Raw genomic sequence first — 21,693 nt, forward strand, 5'->3', positions numbered from 1 at the left:
CATAAAAAAGGGGAAGTCTTTACAGGCTTCCCCCTTTTCTTAACTTACATTACTGCGTCTTAAGACAGGGAAGTTCTAGCTTGCTCAGCGATCTGAGCAAACGCTTCCTTATTAAACACGGCTAAATCAGCTAACACTTTACGATCGATTTCAATGTTCGCTTTTTTCAGCCCATTCATAAAGCGGCTGTACGATAAACCGCAATCACGTGCCGCAGCATTAATCCGCACAATCCATAAAGAGCGGAATTGGCGTTTTTTCTGACGACGATCGCGATAAGCGTATTGACCTGCTTTGGTAACAGCTTGCTCGGCTACACGAAACACACGACTACGTGCGCCATAATAACCTTTTGCTTTATCTAAAACTTTTTTGTGCCGCGCGCGAGCGGTCACACCACGTTTAACTCGAGGCATGTCTCACTCCTTATGCGTAGGGCATCATTTGATAAATAGAAGCGACGTCACTTCCATGTACATGGATACCATCGCGTAATTGACGTTTACGCTTGGCGCTCTTTTTGGTGAGGATATGTCGTTTGTGCGACTGTCCACGCTTGATTTTGCCTGATGCGGCAACTCTAAACCGTTTGGCTGCGCCACGGTTTGTTTTCAACTTAGGCATTTTGTGCTCCTAGAGTGTTAGAACTAAAATAGTCTTGCGGGCAATGCCCTGCCCAGCTCAACCAATTACTTGCTACTTACTTCTTTTTCGGTCCCAGAACCATGATCATTTGGCGACCTTCAAGCTTGGGATATTGTTCAACTGTCCCATGCTCTTCTAAATCTTTTTGCACGCGTTTCAAAAACTCAAAACCTAAATCTTGATGCGCCATTTCGCGACCACGAAAACGCATAGTCACTTTGGCTTTATCACCATCTTCTAAGAATCGAATTAAATTACGCAATTTAACTTGATAATCACCGTCATCAGTTCCGGGGCGCAACTTAATTTCTTTGAGCTGCACTTGTTTCTGATTACGTTTTGCTTGATGAGCTTTCTTGCTTTGCTCAAACTTAAATTTGCCGAAATTCATAATACGGCAAACCGGCGGTTTTTCGGTGGGCACGATCTCAACCAAATCTAACTCTGCTTCATTTGCTAATGCTTGTGCTTCGCTAATGCTTAACACGCCGAGCTGATTGCCTTCTGAATCAATTACTCGTACTTCACGAGCGGTAATCTTGTCATTGATTCGATGACTCTTTACATCAACGATAGGTCGATCCTCCGAAAAAATTTACTATCTACAGGCTCATTCTAATGATGGCCGACTACGACTCACGACTTCCTGCTGCAAATGCGCAGCAAACGCGGCGAGCGTCATAATACCAAGATCTTCCCCTTCGCGGGTACGAACTGATACAGAACCAGACTCTACTTCACGATCTCCCACAACTAATAAGTAAGGGACGCGCTGTAAAGTTTGCTCGCGGATTTTAAAGCCGATCTTCTCATTTCTCAAGTCAGAAGTGACTCTGAGCCCCTGTTTTTTAAGGATTTTTTCAGCTTCGCGCACAAATGAGCCTTGTGCATCGGTAATATTGAGTAAAACCGCTTGTTGCGGCGCCAACCAAGCAGGAAATTTGCCGGCGTAATGCTCGATTAAAATACCAATAAATCGCTCCAGCGAACCCAAAATAGCCCGATGCAGCATAATTGGCGTCTGCCGACTGCCGTCTTCAGCGATATAAGTAGCGTTCAAACGCGCTGGAATAAAGGGATCTAATTGCAAAGTCCCGCACTGCCACACGCGACCGATACAATCTTTTAATGCGAATTCGATTTTAGGGCCATAAAATGCACCTTCTCCAGGATTGGGTTGCCACGCAATTCCCTCAGAATCTAAAGCATCCGCTAAGGCTTTTTCAGCAGTGTCCCAAAAAATATCGTCGCCAATGCGTTTTGCAGGGCGTGTTGATAATTTCACTTGGATATCGGTGAAGCCAAAGTCTGCATAAACCGAATATAACAATTTTATAAAACTCGCGGCTTCCGCGCTGACTTGTTGTTCGGTACAAAAAATATGGGCATCGTCTTGCACAAAACCGCGCACTCGCATTAAGCCATGCAAAGTGCCCGACGCTTCATTACGATGACAAGAACCAAATTCCGCCATTCGTAACGGTAAATCACGATAACTTTTCAAACCATGATTATAGATTTGCACATGACAAGGACAATTCATTGGTTTGATCGCAAATTGGCGATCTTCCGAACCCGTTAAAAACATATCATCAATAAATTTTTCCGCATGACCGGATTTTTGCCACAAAGAAATATCCACAATTTCCGGTGTATGTACTTCTTCATAATCTGCTTCGCGTAAACGTCCGCGAATATAATTTTGAATTTCAGTATAAATACGCCAGCCGTTGTCATGCCAAAATACCATGCCAGGCGCTTCTTCTTGGGTGTGAAATAAATCTAACGCACGCCCTATTTTGCGATGATCGCGTTTTTCAGCTTCTTCTAATCGATGCAAATAAGCTTTTAATTCTTTAGGATCAGTCCATGCAGTACCATAAATACGCTGCAACATTTCATTATTAGAATCACCGCGCCAATAGGCACCCGCAACTTTCATCAATTTAAATGCTTTTAAATGACCCGTACTAGGCACATGCGGGCCTCTGCATAAATCAATAAAATCGCCTTGCTGATATAAAGAAATCGCCTGATCCGATGGAATATCTGCAATGATTTTAGCTTTATATTCTTCGCCTAAGCCACGAAAAAAAGTGACCGCTGCATCACGTGCCATTACGGTGCGCGCTACTTTGAAATCAGTTTGCGCAAGCTCGGTCATTTTGGCTTCAATAAGCGCCAAGTCATCTAAAGTAAAAGTACGCTCAAACGCAAAGTCATAAAAAAATCCGTCTTCAATGACAGGACCGATGGTAACTTGTGCAGTGGGAAATAATTGTTTAACCGCTTGCGCTAATAAATGTGCGGTTGAATGACGAATGACGTCTAACGCTTCCGGACTTTTTGGCGTAATGATACTGAGCGCGACATCGCGTTCAATGAGATAACTGGTGTCGACTAATTGGCCATCAATGGCGCCGGCCAGCGCCGCTTTAGCAAGTCCCGCACCTATAGATGCAGCAACTTCAGCGACAGTAACAGCATGATCGAAAGGACGTTGCGAACCATCAGGAAGAGTAATAACAGGCATGAACTATCTCCAGTGGTGGCTGATACGAAGAGCCACGTGGTTATAAAAAATGAAATGAAATCCAATAAACTACAGGAAGCTTTGAATGACGATGGCATGTTAATGTCACAGCCAATAACGTTAAGATCTGCAACTTCGCTCGCCATGCCGTACGAGTGCATGGAATCGAAACACAGTATTAGCATTATTGGTAGGCACGACTGGACTCGAACCAGCGACCCCTACCATGTCAAGGTAGTGCTCTAACCAACTGAGCTACGCGCCTGCCGTTCATCCCGCTGTTTCCAGCTGGGCGCGGAACATTATCACATGTGCTTGAAGCTGACTAGACACTATGCGGCAACAAAGCCTATCTAGTTCAGCCTCAACAACGCATCATTCTTTAGCAAAATATCTCATAATGGCAACGACCTGATTTTGAATTGTAATGGACTTCAATATGTTTAATGCTTCATCTTTTGCCGCTATCATGCTGACATTTTTCGTTTTAAGAAACGCTTAGATTAAAAAGCACGCATAAAAAAAGCTCGCTGGATAACCGCGAGCTTAAATAAGAAGCATTAATTAAATTTATTACCAACCGCTCCACTCATATGAATAATTGTAGCCAGCTTCGAGATTGGTGCCGTCTAAAAGATAATCACCTGGTTTTTGTCCGTTATAACCATTTTTGTAACGTGGCATATGCGCCGCTAAAATTGCCGCTTGAGAACCCGACCAAAAATATTCATGGGTACGCTTCGCCAATGGCATGACACCTAAGTCGTAAACCAAATGTTCTATTTGACGCGCATATAACATAAAGTCTTTATACGAATTAAAAGTTAACTGGTTACGCATCAAACCACCACGTTGTGCATGACAGGCTCGACAATTAGGCGCTACTACTTGTGTATAAAGTATCTCTGTATTAGCGGGAGCGGTAGGATTATTAATTGCTAGCCAGCCGGATGGAATATAAGCGCCATTAAATGTTGGATTCGGCAACGTTTTCCCACCATACCAACCATAAATCATTTTTACGGGCGTAGGCGTAGACCATTCTTCTGGAATGCCATTCACGGGTAACAACGGATACGTCGCGAGGACCGCTTGATTAAAGGTTTTTAATCGCGGTTCTAATGTTGCGCGATTATTATCGACGGCAGTATCAAACAATAAAGTATCTAAATCCCACGGCAAGAAGTAAGTGTTGGTGTCACCATTGTTCGGATAAGTACCATTACTCAATAATGATTTTGGTTCACCGCCATGACATACATTGCATAAACCGGGCATAAATTTCGCGCCTTCGCCATCCAAATCTGCCGCATAAATTCGGCGACCTACGCCATCATAAGCAAAAAACTTTACAAACTTACGACCTGACAACAACACATTAGGTGCAATCGCTGTATTAGGTATTCCATTTGAAGGTGATTCAGTGCTGGGTGTGCCCGTATATTCCATGCAAACTGTGGCTAATAATTCACTCGCAAGATGTGCTTTAGCGCTGTCAATTTTAACTTGTGCAGGGGCATTCACACTACCCGCTGGGCCTGCATAATTTTCTACACACGAAGCAACGCTTCCATCAGCATTTGTTTTTACATACATGCGTCGCCCAAAACCAAGATCGGCTTCATTAACATAAACAGCGGCATTGCTATCGCTAAGGGCATTAAAGGTTTTAAAAGCATCATGCGTGAGTCGTAAATTAGCGGGATCGATCGCGGCATAATACGCTTCAGCAGTTGTTTGAGTTTCTTGAAACTGCGGTGCGGATTTGTTTAAAAATTGCAAAAAGGCATGCGCAGGTTCCACGGCATGACAATATGCGCCATAAGTGAGCAATGGTAAAAATAACAAAGGTACACGCGCACGTAAAACTAACAGACGGTTCATAGTCCATATCTCCAACATTATTGTTATTAAAAAAGTTTTATTTCAGGAGAAGCTCTAAAGCGCATTCCGCGCTCCGTACAAAAAATCATCCTTAAACAGCCAGTGGGTATTCATTACCCTACTGCGGCGCAAGATAATGCAACGCTGCTAAAAAATCAATGATAAAAATCTGCTTTATGTTTTTTATTTATGAATATTTAATGACGTTACAAAATAGTTGTAAGCTCCAGCGCTTTCTTGCGCAATTGCTCAATCTTGTCACGTAGTCGTGCGGCATTTTCAAATTCTAGATTACGCGCATGTTCGTACATTTGTTGTTCGAGTTTTTTTATAGCTTTACTTGCTTCGCGTGGCGACATATTTTCCATCGCCTGATACTCGCCCGCTTCTTCAGCTGCTTTTAAAATAGTATTGCGTAATCCCGTATTCCGGCCACTGGGCGCATTCACCGTGTAACCACCTTGCATGATATCGCCAATACTCTTTGTAATGCCCACTGGCGTAATGCCGTGTTCTTGATTATAAGCCATCTGCTTTTCACGTCTACGCGTGGTTTCACTCATGGCGCGCTGCATAGAATTAGTTATTTTATCCGCATACAAAATAGCTTTGCCATTTATGTTACGTGCAGAACGACCTATCGTTTGAATCAAAGAACGTTCGGAGCGCAAGAAACCTTCTTTATCGGCATCAAGAATCGTGACTAAAGAAACTTCAGGCAAATCCAAACCTTCGCGCAATAAATTAATACCCACTAACACATCAAATTCACCTAAGCGTAAATCACGAATAATTTCCACGCGTTCAACAGTGTCTACATCGGAATGCAAATAACGCACTTTAATGCCGTGCTCGGATAAATAATCCGTTAAGTCTTCCGCCATACGTTTAGTCAACGTCGTCACTAATACGCGTTCATTGACGGCGACACGCAAATTAATTTCTGATAAAACATCATCAACTTGGGTAACGGCCGGACGTACTTCAACAATCGGATCAATTAAACCCGTTGGACGTACGACTTGTTCGGCAATATTATCAGCGTGCTCGGCTTCATAAACACTCGGTGTTGCGGAAACAAAAATAGTTTGCGGCGAAATACGTTCGAATTCTTCAAATTTTAACGGTCGGTTATCTAACGCCGAAGGCAAGCGAAATCCATAAGTCACTAAGGTTTCTTTGCGCGAACGATCGCCTTTATACATAGCACCTATTTGCGGCACAGTGACGTGACTCTCATCAATTACAAGTAACGCATCCGCTGGCAAATAATCAAACAAACACGGTGGTGGTTCACCACTCACACGTCCTGACAAGTGACGAGAATAATTTTCAATGCCGTTGCAATATCCCAACTCTTGAATCATTTCTAAATCGAACATCGTGCGTTCTTGCAAGCGCTGCGCTTCTACTAATTTATTATTTGCGTATAACTCTTCTAAGCGTTCTTTTAATTCTATTTTGATTTTATCAATAGCTTTTAAAACCATTTCTCTCGGCGTTGCATAATGAGTTTTTGGATAAATTGTAAAACGTTGGAGCTTGTGTAGAACTTCGCCTGTTAAAGGATCAAACAAACTGATGTTTTCAATTTCATCATCAAACAATTCGATGCGCAGCGCTTCGCGTTCAGACTCTGCCGGAAATACGTCTAAGACTTCACCGCGAACACGATAAGTCCCCCGGCGTAATTCAATATCATTGCGCGTGTATTGCAATTCAGCCAGTCGGCGTAATAACTGACGTTGGTCAATGCGTTCGCCTTTGACTAAATGTAAAATCATTTTGAAATAAGATTGTGGATCACCCAAACCATAAATCGCCGAAACGCTGGCGATAATAATAGTATCGCGACGCTCTAATAATGCCTTGGTGGCTGACAAACGCATTTGTTCAATTTGTTCATTCAGTGAAGAATCTTTCTCTATATAAGTATTGGATGCCGGCACATACGCTTCGGGTTGGTAATAGTCGTAATAGGAAACAAAATATTCCACTGCATTATTGGGAAAAAATTCTTTCATCTCCCCGTAAAGTTGTGCTGCCAAGGTTTTATTAGGCGCCAAAATCATTGCTGGACGTTGCAAACGATTAATCACATTGGCGATCGTGAAGGTTTTACCGGAACCCGTCACCCCCAACAGGGTTTGATACATCAAACCTTCTTGCAGGCCACGGCATAGACTTTCAATCGCCGCGGGCTGATCGCCAGCGGGTTGATAGTGGGTATTTAATTCAAATAATTTTGCAGCTGGTTTAGACATTGGGCAAGAATTCAGTATGATGTGCGCCCAGCAGTTTACCTGAATTTACAACGATTTTTGGAGTCGCAAACAACGTGGACATCAAGCTTTCTGAGCGCGTACAACGCATACAACCCTCGCCTACTTTGGCATTGACCGGCCTCGTGGCCAAATTAAAAGCCGAAGGCCGCAATATCATCGCGCTAGGCGCAGGCGAGCCGGATTTTGATACGCCGGAACATATTAAAGACGCCGCCATTAAAGCACTGCGCGATGGCCATACCAAATATACACCGGTAGAAGGCATAGCTTCCCTTAAACAAGCGGTTGTCGATAAATTCAAACGCGAAAACGAACTAAATTATAAAACTGAGCAAGTGCTGGTGTCGTGCGGTGGCAAACAAAGCATTTTTAATCTCGTCAGCGCCTACATTAATCCGGGCGATGAAGTGATTATCCCCAGTCCTTATTGGGTTTCTTATCCGGATATTGTGACGCTGCATGAAGGCGTGCCGGTCTTTATTGAAGGCAGCCAAGATCAGCGCTTTAAAATTACGCCTGCTCAATTGGCGGCAGCCATTACGCCTAAAACCCGCTTATTCTTTATTAATAGCCCCTCTAATCCTGCGGGCACGGCTTATACACATGCCGAACTACGCGCCTTGGGTGATGTATTACGCAAACACCCACACGTGTTAATTGCCACCGATGATATGTACGAACACATCATGTGGACCGATGAGGCTTTCGCCAATATTTTGATGGTCTGCCCCGACTTATACGATCGCACGATGGTGTTAAATGGCGTTTCCAAAGCCTATTCCATGACGGGCTGGCGTATCGGTTACGCTGCAGGTCCGCAAAATTTGATTAAGGCTATGTCTAAAGTGCAATCTCAAAGCACCACTCATGCCGCATCGATCGCACAATACGCTGCTGTTGCGGCTTTGAATGGTGATCAAAATTGCATCAAAGAAATGGTTGTCGCTTTTAAACGTCGCCATGATTTATTGCACAAAGGTTTAAATGAAATCAGCGGCATTGAATGCATTGCAGGCGACGGCACTTTTTACTTGTTCCCACAAGTTAAGGGCTTAATTCAAAAACTCGGATTAAAGAATGATATGGAACTGGCATCCTTCCTGATCGAAAAAGCGGAAGTCGCCTTAGTGCCTGGATCATCATTCGGCATGGATGGCTATACGCGTTTATCATTTGCGACTAGCGATGCCAATTTAGTAGAAGCACTCGCGCGCATCAAAAAAGTCATTGCTTAATAAACGACCAATGAAACGCAATAAAAAAGCCGGCAATGCCGGCTTTTTTTGTACTGCTGTTTTTTTGTAGTGCTAAGGGATCAAGCGTAAAACATCTACACTGACCGAAAAAATGGCTCCTCGGGACGGACTCGAACCGCCGACCCAGTGATTAACAGTCACTTGCTCTACCGACTGAGCTACCGAGGAACGGTAGGGGCGCAATCTTACGCATTCAGCTCTAGTTGGTCAATGCTAGAACGCCACTGAAAAATGGCTCACCGCTGCCAACTTTACCGGTCAATTACACTTTTAAATTACGCAAATACTCAGCGAACTCGGCTTTTATTTCAGCATGCTCTAAACCGTATTCGACTGACGCTTGCAAGTAACCTAATTTGCTGCCGCAATCAAAACGTTTGCCTTGAAACTGATAACCATACACTGTTTCTTCTTGTAGCAAGGTTGCAATCGCGTCGGTTAATTGAATCTCACCACCCGCACCCGGTTTGGTTTTTTCTAAATGATGAAAAATACGGCTGTTAAAAATATAACGTCCTACCACCGCAAGATTAGAACGCGCATCTTTAGGTTGTGGTTTTTCAACAATGCCAGTCATACGGGTTAAATACTTACCACCAACCTCGCCTTCAACAATCCCATATTTAGAAGTATCTTCGCGAGGCACTTCTTGCAATGCAATCACACTATTATTTTCACGATTATAAATAGTCACCATTTGTTCTAAACAAGTGCTGCCATCACCACGAATCAAATCGTCTGCCAAAATAACCGCGAACGGATCATCACCCACAATTTTTTTCGCGCATAACACCGCATGGCCTAAACCCAACGCTTGCGTCTGACGAATATAAACACAGGTCACTTCGGGCGGCAAAATGTCACGTACCAATTCTAAAGTTTCCAGTTTGCCTTTTTGTTCTAGCTCGGTTTCTAATTCATACGCTTTATCAAAATGATCAGGAATCGAACGTTTATTACGACCCGTTACAAAAATCAATTCATCAATGCCCGCTTTCACGGCTTCTTCAGCCGCATATTGAATTAAGGGTTTGTCGACAATAGGCAACATTTCTTTGGGATTAGCTTTAGTCGCCGGCAAAAAACGTGTGCCCATGCCTGCCACCGGGAAAACCGCTTTACGTACTTTCTGCACCTTGCTCATCGATCACTCCTTAAATACTTATTTAATCGACCTTCACACTGCTAACCATGGATGTCGATCAGTGAAAATTTGTCGTGCATGATACTATGTCCCTCATCAGTTCAACAGTTGAGCAAGACATGAATCTGATCGATCGCACAACAAAAGCATTGTTTACCCTGCATGCGGCCTCGTTACCCGATTGGTCGAATCTGCTCATTCTTACCCCGCATGCTGCCGGTGCACGCGCGCTGCGCACGGCCTTACTACACGAAAGCCAAAAACAGGGTTATGCCGCTTTATTAGGCCCGCAAATTTTGCCATTTAGACAATGGCTAGATGAAACTTGTCCTATTAATCTGTTGCCCAGACTCAGTGACGCGCAACGCCTATTGTGGTTAGTGAATGTATTAAAACAATATCCCAGCTTATACGGCCAAGGCAGCCCTTGGTTGCTGGCGCAAAATCTCATGAGCTTGTTTGATGAACTTAGCACGCGCAGTTTAGTGTTGATTGATGATTTAACGGAATTTAAAACCAACCTTCAACAAGCGTATGCTTTTTCACAACACCATGCGGATGCGAGTCTTACTTGGTTAGATCGCGAAGCCGCCTTAGTACATTCGTTATGGAAAGCATGGCAAAGCGGCCCACAACAGCAATTAGACAAAACTCAAAGTTATGTTACCCAATTACACAATAGTCCTGCGCAGATTTTTGCAGATACGCAGATTTGTTTAATGGGTTTAGAACTAAAACATCCAGCTGAACGTGCTTGGCAAAGCGCTTTGATGGCAGAATTTAACACCACGCTGATTCCCCTATTTGATGAGCATGAAACTTCACCCGCGCATCTATTATTAAATGCTGCCTTACATGAAGATGAAATGCCTTTCAGTCAACGTGCGCAACAATTTGCGCAACAATATCCTGAACATTCACAACAAGAAAACTGGACACTTTGCGTAACCCATGACTTCGAACATCAAGCTCATGCTATCGCGCAACACGTCATTCACTTAAAAACCAAAAACATTAACAACATTGGCATTGTTACCGAAGATCGTCGTTTTGCACGACGTTTACGCGCATTACTGGAACGTCAAAAAATTTCTTTACGTGACCATACGGGCTGGGCTTATTCCACTACACGAGTGGCCGCTTTTTTTGAATATTGGTTGCAATGCATAGAAGAAGATTTTCCACATACTGCGTTTCTCGATATTTTAAAAACGCCTGCGATGCTGAGCAGTCGCGATGAACATTATGCGCAACATATTTATCGTTTTGAACAAGACATTATTCTGCGGGAAAATATTGGCAGCGGCTTACAACGTTACAAACTAGCCTTAAAAAAACGTCGTGAACGCTTGGCTATTCAACAGCAACACTATCATTTGGAATACAGGGCGATTGATGATCTTCTCAGCGAGTTTGAGAATATCGCCAAGCCCTTAAAAAAACTCAAACAAACCAAAAATGTCAAACTCGACGAATTAATTAAGGTTTTATTAAGCAGCCTAGAACAGCTAAACGTTCGCGAGTTTTTCTCACAAGATGCAGCTGGCGCGCAGTTATTAGAACTCCTTACAACATTGCACGCCGAAGCGATTGCGCTAAATGAATCCTTACAATGGCATGAATTTCGTATATGGTTACGATACGTGCTAGAACATAATTATTTTCATTTAGACAGCGATTATCACGGGGTTGAATTATTAACGCTGGAACAAGCCCGAGGCTTAGCCTTTGAGCAAATTATTATCGCCGGCGCGAATGCGCAACAATTTCCTGGCGACTCGCAGCAACTAACTTTTTTTAATGATCGTGTACGCAAACAACTCGGTTTAAGCGATTGGCCAGAACGACGCACGCGCCGGCAACAACTTTTTTGTCGATTATTAACAGACGCTAAACACAGCTTAATTATTTGGCAAACTACGCAAGACGGCGCACCTCAAGAACCCTCGCCCTGGTTACTGGCAATCGATAAATTTCACGAGCTTGCATACGGCACTTCGCTCATTGATATAGCAGCGCCTTTATTTAAATCAACGCCATTTAATTTATTGTCGAATAATAGGCCTGCGCCGTCACTACTAACACCGCAACTTTTGCCCGATGACATTTCGGTCAGCGCGCATCAACGACTGATTACCTGCCCTTATCGGTTTTTCATGAGCGATGTGTTGCGCTTAAAAGCGCCAGATACGATTAAAGAAATGATGGCGCATGATGAATACGGTCGTTTAGTTCATCAAGCATTACATCTATTCCATCAACAACTGGCCGCAAACGAAATTATTACAGCAGAACACGCCAATGTTTTATTGCAAGATATTAGTAAAAATTTATTTAATCAGAGATTAGAAGCCAATTTCTTGCACCACGGTTGGTTACAGCGCTGGCTAAATGTAATTCCTGCTTATATCGAATGGCAATATCAGCGTAACGTCGATTGGCAAGTTATCGCAATGGAACAAGCTGAAGCACAACAACTCAGTGTAGATCCAGCGCTCAGCATTCATGGCACGATTGATCGTATTGACAAACAAAGCGCTGGCGAATCATTAATCGATTACAAAACAGGCGCATTACCCAATAAAGAAGCTGTATATGCGGGCGAAAATGTACAGTTAAGCAGTTATCAATGGTTAAGACCGGCAACGCAAGTTGTTAATTACGTGAGCCTTAAAGACGAAGAAAAAATTCGAGTATTAGAAGTCGAAGGCGACACATTAAAATTATTAGCTAATAAAACCCAACAACGTTTAATTAATATTTTCCGCGACATTAACGCAGGAGTTGCATTAACGGCAACAGGCGTGCCTAAGGATTGTGCTTATTGCGATGCGCGCGCCTTGTGCAGAGAACCTGCATGGCGACGCACATCGATATCGAAATAATAAATTATTGCCCTTTAATAGCGATCAACTCTTTACCTACCGTTAGATAAAGCATTTTTTCAGCTAAAAAAGGTGCGGTACGCAACGGCTGGCCGATGTCTAATTTCCATAACTCTTTACCATTACCGCGATCTACTGCATATAAAACACCATCGGTGCTCGCAATATATACTTGATCCCAACTTAATAGCGGCGCAGCAACGATAGCGTTGAAAGTTTTATATTCCCATTCGGCACTACCATTTCTGCGATTTAAACCATAAGCCACACCATCTTCGCTCACCACCACGACTAAACTTCCATCGATAGCTACCGAGGTTTTAATGGCTTTACCGGCGCGAAATTTCCAATCTTCTTTGCCAGATTTTAAATTTAGCGCATACAGAAAACGATCATCACTGCCTACATACGCACGACCACTATAAATTACCGGTGCTGCATGAATGGGTTCAAGTGCTTCAACTTGCCACATGAATTGACCATTCTCACTATTGAAGGCATAGATCATACCTTTAGTCGTTGCCATTACGACCACATCATCGGCAACGGCAATACCTGCCGTTACTATTTGTTTCGCTTCAAACTGCCAACGTTTTTGTCCGGTTTTTAAATCAACCGCTGTCAACAAACCATCGCGATTAACCACATATAACATGTCTTTAAAAATCATCGGGGCGCTATCAATGATGCCGCCCATTTTAAAACGCCAGTTTTCGCGTTTCTCTTTTAAGTTAAACGCATACACTTGGCCATCTGCGCTAGTCATATAATAAATATCTTCAACAACGGCCGGCTCACCGACAACAGCGCCTTGCGTACCATAACGCCAACGTTTTTGTCCGGTTTTAGCATCGACGGCATAAACATATTTATCATCAGCGCCAAACAACGCGACCTCATTATCGTTCACCACGACTGCAGAACGTATGGCCGCATTTACTGGATAACGCCATGCGATAACCGGATTTTTAGTAACATCTTTAGCGTCGGAATAACCCACACGACCCGACGTGTAATGACTCATCACATCAGCGGCAGCGAGTCCGCACAAAAATATTTGAATAATTGAAACACAACCCACGATTACTAAGGTTTTCTTTGGCATGTCATTACCCTTCCTTTTATTTATATTTAACAACATTTATATTTAATAAAAAAGTATACCGATTTATTACACGCGGTTGCTAGCGCATGCGAGCAGTTTACACATTTTGATAAGCCGTGCGCACCCGATCTTGAATTCCACATAATAATTCATAGGCGATGGTTTCAGCGTTCTGTGCAATCTGTTCGACCGGCAAACCTTCGCCCCACAAAGTTACTTCATCACCCACCTGAATGTTTGATAAATGACTCACATCCAACGTTAATAAATCCATCGACACACGTCCCACTAAAAATGCGCGCTGTCCGTTTACTAATACAGGCGTGCCGCTTTTTGCATGACGCGGATAACCATCGCCATAACCAATCGCGACTACCGCAATACGCATATCGCGCTGACAAACATAAGCATCACCGTAGCCTACCGAATCACCGGCACGTACTTGATTAATAGCAATCACCCGCGTTTTTAATGTCATGACAGCGTGTAAATTTAAAGCAGTTGCTGTGTGATCTAAGAATGGAGAAATACCATACAAAGCAATGCCTGGCCGTACCCAATCATAATGACTATTTGGCCAATCCCATAAACACGCAGAATTAGCAGCGCTAGCTTCTAACTGTAATGACTGTTGAACCTGAGCAAAGACCGCAAGTTGTTGACTGGTGAATTGACCATGAGTAATACCTTCATCTGCTCGCGCCATATGCGTAAGCAAACGCACATTGATGCCGTGAGTTTTTAATTTTTGCCCTAAAACTAATGCATCATCCGGTGTTACACCTAAACGATTCATGCCGGTTGTTACTTTTAACCATACGGCAGTTTTATGACTAGCGTGTGAACATACTAAATCGACTTGCCACGCTTGATACAACACTGGCCATAATGTTTGTTGCTGGCATTGTTGCCAATCACTTGCCGTTTGTATGCCCTGAAAAACACTAATGGGTTTTTGAATGCCCGCATCACGCAAAGCTTGTGCTTCATTTAAATGCGCAACGGCAAAACCATCGGCATCTGTTAATATTTTCGCAACCGCAACTAAACCATGCCCATAGGCATTGGCTTTAATAACCGTCATTATTTTTGCATGTGGCACACGTTGTTTAATCAGCGCTAAATTATGCCGCAGCGCAACACCATTAATTTCAACCCAAGCCATTCGCTGCATTGCTTATGTCACTTATTGGCGATTGTTGTAAGCTTCTGCAACAAAATTTTCGAAGCGTGTGTATTCATTTAAGAATGTTAAGCGCGTGGTACCAATGGGACCATTTCGCTGTTTACGAATTAAAATTTCGGCGGTGCCTTTATCCGGACTGTCGGGGTTATACACATCATCACGATAAATAAATACAATCAAGTCCGCATCTTGTTCGATAGCACCTGATTCTCGTAAATCAGACATCACGGGGCGTTTGTCAGGACGTTGTTCAACGCTACGATTTAACTGCGATAAAGCAATGACAGGTACATTTAATTCTTTTGCTAATGCTTTTAGCGAACGCGAAATTTCTGAAATTTCGGTGGCGCGATTTTCTTTAGTATTTGGCACTGACATTAATTGCAAGTAGTCGACCACGATTAAACTTAAACCGTTTTGTTCACGCATAATACGACGCGCGCGTGCGCGTAATTCAGTAGGTGATAAAGCAGGTGTATCATCAATAAACACCGGCGCTTCGTTTAACATAGAAATGGCAGAAGAAATACGTGGCCAGTCCATGTCATCTAAATTACCAGTGCGTAGTTTTTGTTGATTGACGCGACCTAAAGATGAAATCATCCGCATCGCCAATTGATCGCCTGACATTTCCATACTGAATACGGCAACAGCGCGTTGGGTTTTAATCGCGGCATGTTCCGCAATGTTCATTGCAAAAGCAGTTTTACCCATCGAAGGACGCGCTGCCAAAATAATTAAATCAGATGGCTGCAAACCGGTCGTCATTTTATCAAAATCAGCAAAGCCGGTTTCTAATCCCGTTACAGAGTTTGGATTATTAAATAATTTATCAATTCGGTCGACCGCTTGCTTCAGCAAACGTTTCATTCCTTGAAAACCCTGCTTACCTTTTAAACCTTGTTCAGCAATTGCAAAAATTTCTGATTCAGCTTTATCAAGAATTTGTTTAACACCTGATTCACCGGGATTATAAGCAGTCGTCGCAATGCGTTCACTGACGCCAATCAATTGCCGCAACACGGAACGATCACGCACAATATCGGCATAGGCTTGAATGTTTGCAGCGGTCGGAGTGTCGACGCTTAACGTTACTAAGTACGCAGCACCGCCCGCTTTTTCTAATTCATCTCGTTGTTGTAACCATTCGATTACTGTCACACGATCGCGCGGTTGTTCTTTTTCAACCAACGCCGCAATCGCACGAAAAATTAAACGATGATCATTACGATAAAAATCACCTTCATTAATACGATCCGCGATTTGATCCCACGCGTCTTGGCTAATCATTAAACCGCCCAATACCGCCTGCTCTGCTTCTACAGATTGCGGAGGAACTTTGAGTGATTTGTGGATGCGTTCATCCACTAAATTTGCCAAATCAACCATGAATTATTTCTGACCTTTGCGTAGGTGCCGCGTGAGCATTTCGAGGTGGCTTATTTAAACACATCGCGCTTGCCAGCGGGTTGCGTTAATTGTGCGCTAGCTGTGGATAATCTGTGAATTGTTCAGCCCCATAACAAACCAAGGGTGCCGTAGCACCCTTGATTAACATCATTAATTTCGATCAGTAGTATTTAAGACTACTCTTCGCCTTTAATAATAACTTTCAGTACCGTATCGAGATCGGTGTGCAAATGAATCGTCACATCAAAGGTACCGGTTTCACGCAAATTACCCGTAGGTAAACGTACTTCGCGCTTTTCAATATCCAAACCTGCTGCTTGCGCTGCTTCGCAGATATCCACCGTACCAATCGAACCGAACAATTTGCCTTCGCTAGCGGTTTTAGCAACAACCGTTAAACTACCCACCGCATCAATCTTCTCTTTACGCGTAGCGGCAACAGCTAACGCTTCACTGGCAGCTTTTTCTAACTCTGCACGACGCGCTTCAAACGCTGCCAAATTGGCTGCCGTGGCAGGCTTTGCTTTGCCTTTAGGAAACAAAAAGTTACGTGCATAACCGTTCTTTACACGAACCTTATCGCCCAATGCGCCAAGATTGGCGACTTTCTCAAGTAAAATAATTTCCATAAATAGCCCGTCCGCTTAGCGATGTTGATCGGAATAAGGCAATAAAGCCAAAAAGCGCGCGCGTTTAATCGCGGTAGCTAACTGACGCTGATAACGTGCATTCGTGCCAGTAATACGACTAGGCACGATCTTGCCGGTTTCGGTCACATAATTTTTCAGTGTATCGAGATCTTTATAATCAATCTCTACCACACCATCTGCGGTAAAACGGCAAAATTTACGACGGCGAAAATTGCTACTCATGCATCACCTCGATCGGCTGGTGCTTTATCTGAAGAAAAACGATCCGCTTGGGGTCTATCTGATTGCGGACGATCTGATTGGGGTCTGTCAGAAGAACCTTCTTCACGATCTTTGGTTTTCAACAACGGTGAAGGTTCGGTCGTCGCACTATCACGGCTCAATACCAAATTACGTAATACAGCATCGTTAAAACGGAAAGCATTCTTTAACTCAGTCAACGATGGCGCCGTACATTCAATATTCAGCAGAATATAGTGAGCTTTGACGATTTTATTAATGGGATAGGCCAATTGACGACGGCCCCAGTCTTCCATACGGTGCAGCTTGCCACCATCGGTTTCGATTAATGCGCGGTAACGTTCAACCATTGCCGGCACTTGTTCACTCTGGTCAGGATGGACCAGAAACACCACTTCATAATGACGCATTTTTAATGCTCCTTATGGGTTAAGAGCCTCCCCAAAAGGGTGAGGCAAGGAGTTCTTCGATAAGGTAAAGGCCAAAACCCTGCCCGAACCAAAGAGGGGCGGATTCTACCCAAAGGTGGGCAGGAATGCTAGAAAAGAACTCCTCTACTTTAATCGCCAGCTCCTATATCGCTGTTATCCACTGTAGTTTGTCTGAATCAGGGCAAATTCATCGTTTAGTACCGCCATTTACATGTAGATATACCGCAATAACGCATTGCAACGCTTTTAAAAACTTGACCCGCAAATAAAATCAAATGATAATTATTCGTATTAACAACTAAACTAAAGAGAACAGACAAATGAAAGCCCGGAAATTCATCAGCGGTATAGCTACCGCTAGTTTAATAAGTGTATGTGCACAAGCTGTTGCCCAACCGAGTAATCTAGACGCCCGCATTGAAGCTCTCGAAAAACAAGTTACCGTTCTGGCTGATCAACTCGAAAAGAAAACCGCAACGAATAATTCAACTAACGATAATATTCATCTGGGTGGTTATGGTGAAATTCATTACAATAATTATGACGATGGTATCGATAATAAAATCGATTTTCATAGATTTGTTCTCTTCGTTGGCCATGACTTTAGTGACGACATACGATTTTTTTCAGAAATCGAAATTGAACACGCTCTCGCTGGCGAAGGCAAACCGGGAGAAGTTGAATTAGAACAAGCTTATATTGAATTTGCTGTAAATAAATCTTTAAATATTAAAGGCGGTTTGTTCTTGATACCTATTGGTATTCTTAATGAAACTCATGAACCACCGACATTCTATGGCACAGAACGTAATCCTATAGAAAACAAAATAATTCCTAGTACTTGGTGGGAAGGCGGCATAGGTGCAAACGGCAATATGGGCGCTGGCTTTTCTTATGATATCGCAGTGCATTCTGGTTTAGACGGTGGCACAAACATTAGAGATGGTCGCCAAAAAGTAGCAGAAGCAACCGCTAACCAATTAGCAACTACAATGCGTATTAAATATACAGGTGTCGCTGGCCTCGAAATCGCCACTTCGCTACAAAGACAAAATGACATGACACAAAATGATACCGACATTATTGATGGCGCAACATTATTTAGTGCGCATATCGTATATCAAGGTGATAAATTAGGTGCGCGTGCACTATATGCAGACTGGGAATTTGACGGTAACTCTGCCGGATCAAAAGATGAGCAACAAGGTTTCTACATCGAGGGAAGTTATAAAATCATTAGTCAGCTTGGTGTATTTGCGCGCCAGAACATATGGAATAACAGCAGCGCTAATATATCAACAGTAAAAAATAGCACTCAAACTGATTTTGGCTTCAACTACTGGGCACACGAGAATGTTGTAGTAAAGTTAGATTTCCAACAACAAAATGTTGAAGCTGGCAACAAAGATGGCTACAACATTGGCTTAGGCTATCAATTTTAATCTTTGTCATTTCACACATAAGAGCAGAATCGTCAGTATAAAGTCCTTATACTGACGACTCGCCAACAACAAAATGAACATAGCAAAATCCCTTCTCTTGTTAGCAATATTATTACCAGCACTCGGTTTCCCCGCACATCCAGAAGAAAATAATGCTATTTCGAATTTCATTAGCAATGAGTTTTCAAGCTCTGCCATAGAAAAAGAAATATGGCTCAACAGCGAGCTTAAAAGAGATATTAAAAATATTATGCAGCACGACTATCATCAATTTAGAATTAAATATTGGAAACATCAAACACGAACAGCTTGGGTGCTAGAAGAAATAGGCAAAGAACGATTAATTACCAGTGGATTTATAATCCACAATAAGCAGATTGAAAAAACTAAGGTGCTGCAATATAGGGAAAGTCGTGGCAGCGAAATTCAACGTGATTTTTTTACACAACAGTTTATTGGCTTAACGATTAATCAAAAAAACAAGCTAGACAAACCCATCGATGGCATTAGCGGTGCGACATTGTCGGTTCGAGCGATGAAAAAAATGGCCGCACTTGCTTTATATTTACACGATCATGTCAATCAAACACCACAACATCTGTAAATTTATTTCCGCCCAAGCATTATATGCAAAGGTAAACATACCCCCGCAAGCAACCCAGCCAACCAATGCACTACACTTGCATAATCACGTAACATTTCATGACTTGCGTAATACAGCAAACAAGCTGTCACTGTTAGAATTAATAAATTTGTTAACAATAGGCTTCCAGCAATACGATTACGCCCCAGCGCCCAAGCTTGTCGCATATGTCCATTTAACAAACTACCGAATAAAAAAATAAATAGAAATGCCCATACTCCATGCCATTGCAAAACAACATATTCTAAAGGATGTGGCATCGATCCATATTCATCTTCCAAACGATCAAAATAATGAAACCATAACCACGCAATACCTGTCACCATTAAACCCAGACTTGCCAGGTACAACAAATAACGATGCCATTTTTCTAAACGGATTGTTTCTAATCGTGGCATGGCAATTGTCTTATCCATGTAAAATTCAAAATAAACTCATACATAAGCTGATATACGTACTTGAGATTATAAACAAAAAACCCGCTTCATGACTGAAGCGGGTTAATGATGAAGGGTCGAACAAAATCGTGTTATAGATTTTTAGATTCGGACGCTAAGTAAGCAGCCACACCTTCTGGATTTGCTTTCATACCTTTAGAACCTTTTTGCCAACCGGCTGGGCATACTTCGCCATGTTCTTCATGGAATTGTAATGCATCAACTACGCGTAACAATTCGTCCATATCGCGACCTAAAGGTAAGTCATTAATAACTTGATGACGCACAACGCCCTTGGTGTCGACTAAGAATGAACCACGAAATGCAACTGCGCCATTAGGTGTTTCGACATCATACGATTTTGCAATGTTATGGGTTACGTCAGCAATCATGGTGTATTTCACGGGGCCAATACCGCCTTTATCAACGGGCGTGTTGCGCCATGCGTTGTGGGTGTATTGTGAATCAATCGATACCGAAAATACTTCAACGCCACGTTTTTTGAATTCATCAACGCGATGATCTAAAGCAATTAATTCAGAAGGACACACAAAAGTGAAATCCAAAGGATAAAAAACTAATACGGCATATTTACCTTTTGTTGCTTGACGAAAATTTAATTCACCAACAATTTTGCCATCGCCTAATACCGCTGCAGCGGTAAAATCGGGGGCTTCACGTCCTACTAATACTGACATTGACTATCTCCTGAAGATTTAAAGGGGTTTAGAACAAATCTAAGTTGAAAGATTCTAACGCTAGCGCACGGATTTTACAAAGCTACGTTGACGAACGGCTTCGTATAAACATACGCCGGTGGCTACCGCCACGTTCAAACTCGACACAGTACCTGCCATCGGTAACGACACCATGAAATCACACGCTTCTTGAGTTAAACGGCGTGCACCTTTGCTTTCACCGCCTAAAATAAGGCCAATCGGTCCCGTGAGATCAGTTTCATATAAGTTACGCTCGGCCTTATCGCTAGTACCGACTAGCCATACACCTTTTTGTTTCAACATTTCTAAGGTGCGCGCCATATTACCGACTTGAATAAACGGTGTGCTTTCAGCGGCACCGCTGGCCACTTTGCGCACCGTTGCATTTAAATCAACGGCTTTATCACGCGGCGCAATTACCGCATGCACGCCAGCGCCATTCGCAACGCGTAAACAGGCACCTAAGTTATGCGGATCTTGTACACCATCAACGATCAATAACAAACATTTCTGCCCCGCTGCTTCTACTAAGGGCAACAAATCTTGTTCTTGCCAACTGCGCGCGGCCGTCGTGCACTCTGCAACCACGCCTTGATGACTTTCACCGGGCAATAAATTATCTAAAGTTGCACGATTACAACGTTGTGGTCGTACGCCCGCGGTTAATGCGAGTTTTTCAAGTTGTTGCACACGTGCATCTTTACGATTATCAACTAACCATAATTGCCGAATACTAGCGGGTTCGTATTCCAAAGCTGCGGCAACAGCATGCAAACCAAAAATATATTGTTGTTTCAT

Annotated in this window: 20 protein-coding genes and 2 tRNA genes; 4 read left to right on the forward strand and 18 right to left on the reverse strand. The window is 43.0% G+C overall.

The genetic code is table 11. The features are described from left to right. Positions 1 to 59: 59 nt before the first annotated feature. From rplT to uvrB, 7 genes are all read right to left on the reverse strand, one after another. Positions 60 to 416, reverse strand: coding sequence for a 50S ribosomal protein L20 (rplT, locus tag H0W44_06590; GenBank protein ID MBA3582105.1), 357 nt, complete (start codon positions 414 to 416; stop codon positions 60 to 62). Positions 417 to 426: 10 nt separating this feature from the next. Then, positions 427 to 624 (reverse strand): 50S ribosomal protein L35, encoded by a 198-nt coding sequence (gene rpmI, locus H0W44_06595; protein ID MBA3582106.1) that lies wholly within the window; start codon positions 622 to 624, stop codon positions 427 to 429. Between the two features lie 76 nt (positions 625 to 700). Next, complete coding sequence (gene infC / locus H0W44_06600; protein ID MBA3582107.1) at positions 701 to 1,219, reverse strand: translation initiation factor IF-3; 519 nt, start codon at positions 1,217 to 1,219, stop codon at positions 701 to 703. 36 nt (positions 1,220 to 1,255) lie between these two features. Then, positions 1,256 to 3,178 carry a threonine--tRNA ligase gene (gene thrS / locus H0W44_06605; protein MBA3582108.1) on the reverse strand — a complete coding sequence of 641 codons (1,923 nt, stop codon included), beginning with the start codon at positions 3,176 to 3,178 and terminating at the stop codon, positions 1,256 to 1,258. 188 nt (positions 3,179 to 3,366) lie between these two features. Beyond that, positions 3,367 to 3,443 (reverse strand) — tRNA-Val (locus H0W44_06610). A gap of 308 nt (positions 3,444 to 3,751) precedes the next feature. Continuing rightward, entirely contained in the window at positions 3,752 to 5,062 is a 1,311-nt protein-coding gene (locus tag H0W44_06615) for a hypothetical protein (protein MBA3582109.1), read from the reverse strand. Positions 5,063 to 5,268: 206 nt separating this feature from the next. Further along, positions 5,269 to 7,326, reverse strand: a complete 2,058-nt coding sequence (gene uvrB, locus H0W44_06620) for an excinuclease ABC subunit UvrB (GenBank protein MBA3582110.1) — start codon at positions 7,324 to 7,326, stop codon at positions 5,269 to 5,271. A gap of 74 nt (positions 7,327 to 7,400) precedes the next feature. Here uvrB and H0W44_06625 point away from each other — a divergent pair, with 74 nt between their 5' ends. Then, complete coding sequence (locus H0W44_06625) at positions 7,401 to 8,582, forward strand: pyridoxal phosphate-dependent aminotransferase (protein MBA3582111.1); 1,182 nt, start codon at positions 7,401 to 7,403, stop codon at positions 8,580 to 8,582. A 113-nt stretch (positions 8,583 to 8,695) separates the two neighbouring features. Here H0W44_06625 and H0W44_06630 read toward each other — a convergent pair. Together H0W44_06630 and galU are read right to left on the reverse strand one after the other, a co-directional pair. After that, positions 8,696 to 8,771, reverse strand: a tRNA-Asn gene (locus H0W44_06630). Positions 8,772 to 8,865: 94 nt separating this feature from the next. After that, complete coding sequence (gene galU / locus H0W44_06635) at positions 8,866 to 9,738, reverse strand: UTP--glucose-1-phosphate uridylyltransferase GalU (protein ID MBA3582112.1); 873 nt, start codon at positions 9,736 to 9,738, stop codon at positions 8,866 to 8,868. 128 nt (positions 9,739 to 9,866) lie between these two features. On the opposite strand from galU, the gene H0W44_06640 reads away from it, so the two are divergent. Beyond that, positions 9,867 to 12,632, forward strand: a complete 2,766-nt coding sequence (locus H0W44_06640) for a PD-(D/E)XK nuclease family protein (protein MBA3582113.1) — start codon at positions 9,867 to 9,869, stop codon at positions 12,630 to 12,632. A 4-nt stretch (positions 12,633 to 12,636) separates the two neighbouring features. Here the strand turns inward: H0W44_06640 and H0W44_06645 are convergent, their stop codons facing one another. From H0W44_06645 to rpsF, 6 genes are all read right to left on the reverse strand, one after another. After that, on the reverse strand, positions 12,637 to 13,737 hold the full coding sequence (locus H0W44_06645) for a PQQ-like beta-propeller repeat protein (protein MBA3582114.1): 1,101 nt from the start codon (positions 13,735 to 13,737) through the stop codon (positions 12,637 to 12,639). A gap of 97 nt (positions 13,738 to 13,834) precedes the next feature. Then, on the reverse strand, positions 13,835 to 14,911 hold the full coding sequence (gene alr, locus H0W44_06650) for an alanine racemase (protein ID MBA3582115.1): 1,077 nt from the start codon (positions 14,909 to 14,911) through the stop codon (positions 13,835 to 13,837). 12 nt (positions 14,912 to 14,923) lie between these two features. Next, entirely contained in the window at positions 14,924 to 16,279 is a 1,356-nt protein-coding gene (gene dnaB, locus H0W44_06655; GenBank protein MBA3582116.1) for a replicative DNA helicase, read from the reverse strand. A 230-nt stretch (positions 16,280 to 16,509) separates the two neighbouring features. Beyond that, positions 16,510 to 16,962: a 50S ribosomal protein L9 gene (gene rplI / locus H0W44_06660; GenBank protein MBA3582117.1), complete on the reverse strand. Its 453-nt coding sequence runs from the start codon at positions 16,960 to 16,962 to the stop codon at positions 16,510 to 16,512. A gap of 15 nt (positions 16,963 to 16,977) precedes the next feature. Continuing rightward, positions 16,978 to 17,205 carry a 30S ribosomal protein S18 gene (gene rpsR / locus H0W44_06665; protein ID MBA3582118.1) on the reverse strand — a complete coding sequence of 76 codons (228 nt, stop codon included), beginning with the start codon at positions 17,203 to 17,205 and terminating at the stop codon, positions 16,978 to 16,980. After that, positions 17,202 to 17,633 carry a 30S ribosomal protein S6 gene (rpsF, locus tag H0W44_06670; GenBank protein MBA3582119.1) on the reverse strand — a complete coding sequence of 144 codons (432 nt, stop codon included), beginning with the start codon at positions 17,631 to 17,633 and terminating at the stop codon, positions 17,202 to 17,204. The genes rpsR and rpsF overlap by 4 nt, the downstream gene beginning before the upstream one ends. Before the next feature lie 359 nt (positions 17,634 to 17,992). On the opposite strand from rpsF, the gene H0W44_06675 reads away from it, so the two are divergent. Further along, positions 17,993 to 19,096, forward strand: coding sequence for a porin (locus H0W44_06675; protein MBA3582120.1), 1,104 nt, complete (start codon positions 17,993 to 17,995; stop codon positions 19,094 to 19,096). Positions 19,097 to 19,169: 73 nt separating this feature from the next. Further along, positions 19,170 to 19,700: an FMN-binding protein gene (locus H0W44_06680; GenBank protein MBA3582121.1), complete on the forward strand. Its 531-nt coding sequence runs from the start codon at positions 19,170 to 19,172 to the stop codon at positions 19,698 to 19,700. 2 nt (positions 19,701 to 19,702) lie between these two features. Here the strand turns inward: H0W44_06680 and H0W44_06685 are convergent, their stop codons facing one another. The 3 genes from H0W44_06685 to rlmB form a co-directional block, all read right to left on the reverse strand. Further along, on the reverse strand, positions 19,703 to 20,155 hold the full coding sequence (locus tag H0W44_06685; protein ID MBA3582122.1) for a hypothetical protein: 453 nt from the start codon (positions 20,153 to 20,155) through the stop codon (positions 19,703 to 19,705). Positions 20,156 to 20,268: 113 nt separating this feature from the next. Next, positions 20,269 to 20,874, reverse strand: coding sequence for a peroxiredoxin C (locus H0W44_06690; GenBank protein ID MBA3582123.1), 606 nt, complete (start codon positions 20,872 to 20,874; stop codon positions 20,269 to 20,271). 60 nt (positions 20,875 to 20,934) lie between these two features. Beyond that, positions 20,935 to 21,693: a 23S rRNA (guanosine(2251)-2'-O)-methyltransferase RlmB gene (gene rlmB, locus H0W44_06695; protein MBA3582124.1), complete on the reverse strand. Its 759-nt coding sequence runs from the start codon at positions 21,691 to 21,693 to the stop codon at positions 20,935 to 20,937.

The organism is Gammaproteobacteria bacterium (assembly GCA_013817245.1).
Lineage (GTDB): Bacteria > Pseudomonadota > Gammaproteobacteria > HTCC5015 > HTCC5015 > JACDDA01.

Coding starts and splice junctions, on each gene's coding strand:
- rpmI (MBA3582106.1), bottom strand. CDS start 624: ATGCCTAAGTTGAAAACAAACCGTGGCGCAGCCAAACGGTTTAGAGTT.
- uvrB (MBA3582110.1), bottom strand. CDS start 7,326: ATGTCTAAACCAGCTGCAAAATTATTTGAATTAAATACCCACTATCAA.
- H0W44_06690 (MBA3582123.1), bottom strand. CDS start 20,874: ATGTCAGTATTAGTAGGACGTGAAGCCCCCGATTTTACCGCTGCAGCG.
- rlmB (MBA3582124.1), bottom strand. CDS start 21,693: ATGAAACAACAATATATTTTTGGTTTGCATGCTGTTGCCGCAGCTTTG.
- rplI (MBA3582117.1), bottom strand. CDS start 16,962: ATGGAAATTATTTTACTTGAGAAAGTCGCCAATCTTGGCGCATTGGGC.
- H0W44_06645 (MBA3582114.1), bottom strand. CDS start 13,737: ATGCCAAAGAAAACCTTAGTAATCGTGGGTTGTGTTTCAATTATTCAA.
- H0W44_06680 (MBA3582121.1), top strand. CDS start 19,170: ATGAACATAGCAAAATCCCTTCTCTTGTTAGCAATATTATTACCAGCA.
- rpsR (MBA3582118.1), bottom strand. CDS start 17,205: ATGAGTAGCAATTTTCGCCGTCGTAAATTTTGCCGTTTTACCGCAGAT.
- H0W44_06615 (MBA3582109.1), bottom strand. CDS start 5,062: ATGAACCGTCTGTTAGTTTTACGTGCGCGTGTACCTTTGTTATTTTTA.
- H0W44_06685 (MBA3582122.1), bottom strand. CDS start 20,155: ATGGATAAGACAATTGCCATGCCACGATTAGAAACAATCCGTTTAGAA.
- thrS (MBA3582108.1), bottom strand. CDS start 3,178: ATGCCTGTTATTACTCTTCCTGATGGTTCGCAACGTCCTTTCGATCAT.
- rplT (MBA3582105.1), bottom strand. CDS start 416: ATGCCTCGAGTTAAACGTGGTGTGACCGCTCGCGCGCGGCACAAAAAA.
- rpsF (MBA3582119.1), bottom strand. CDS start 17,633: ATGCGTCATTATGAAGTGGTGTTTCTGGTCCATCCTGACCAGAGTGAA.
- alr (MBA3582115.1), bottom strand. CDS start 14,911: ATGCAGCGAATGGCTTGGGTTGAAATTAATGGTGTTGCGCTGCGGCAT.
- H0W44_06640 (MBA3582113.1), top strand. CDS start 9,867: ATGAATCTGATCGATCGCACAACAAAAGCATTGTTTACCCTGCATGCG.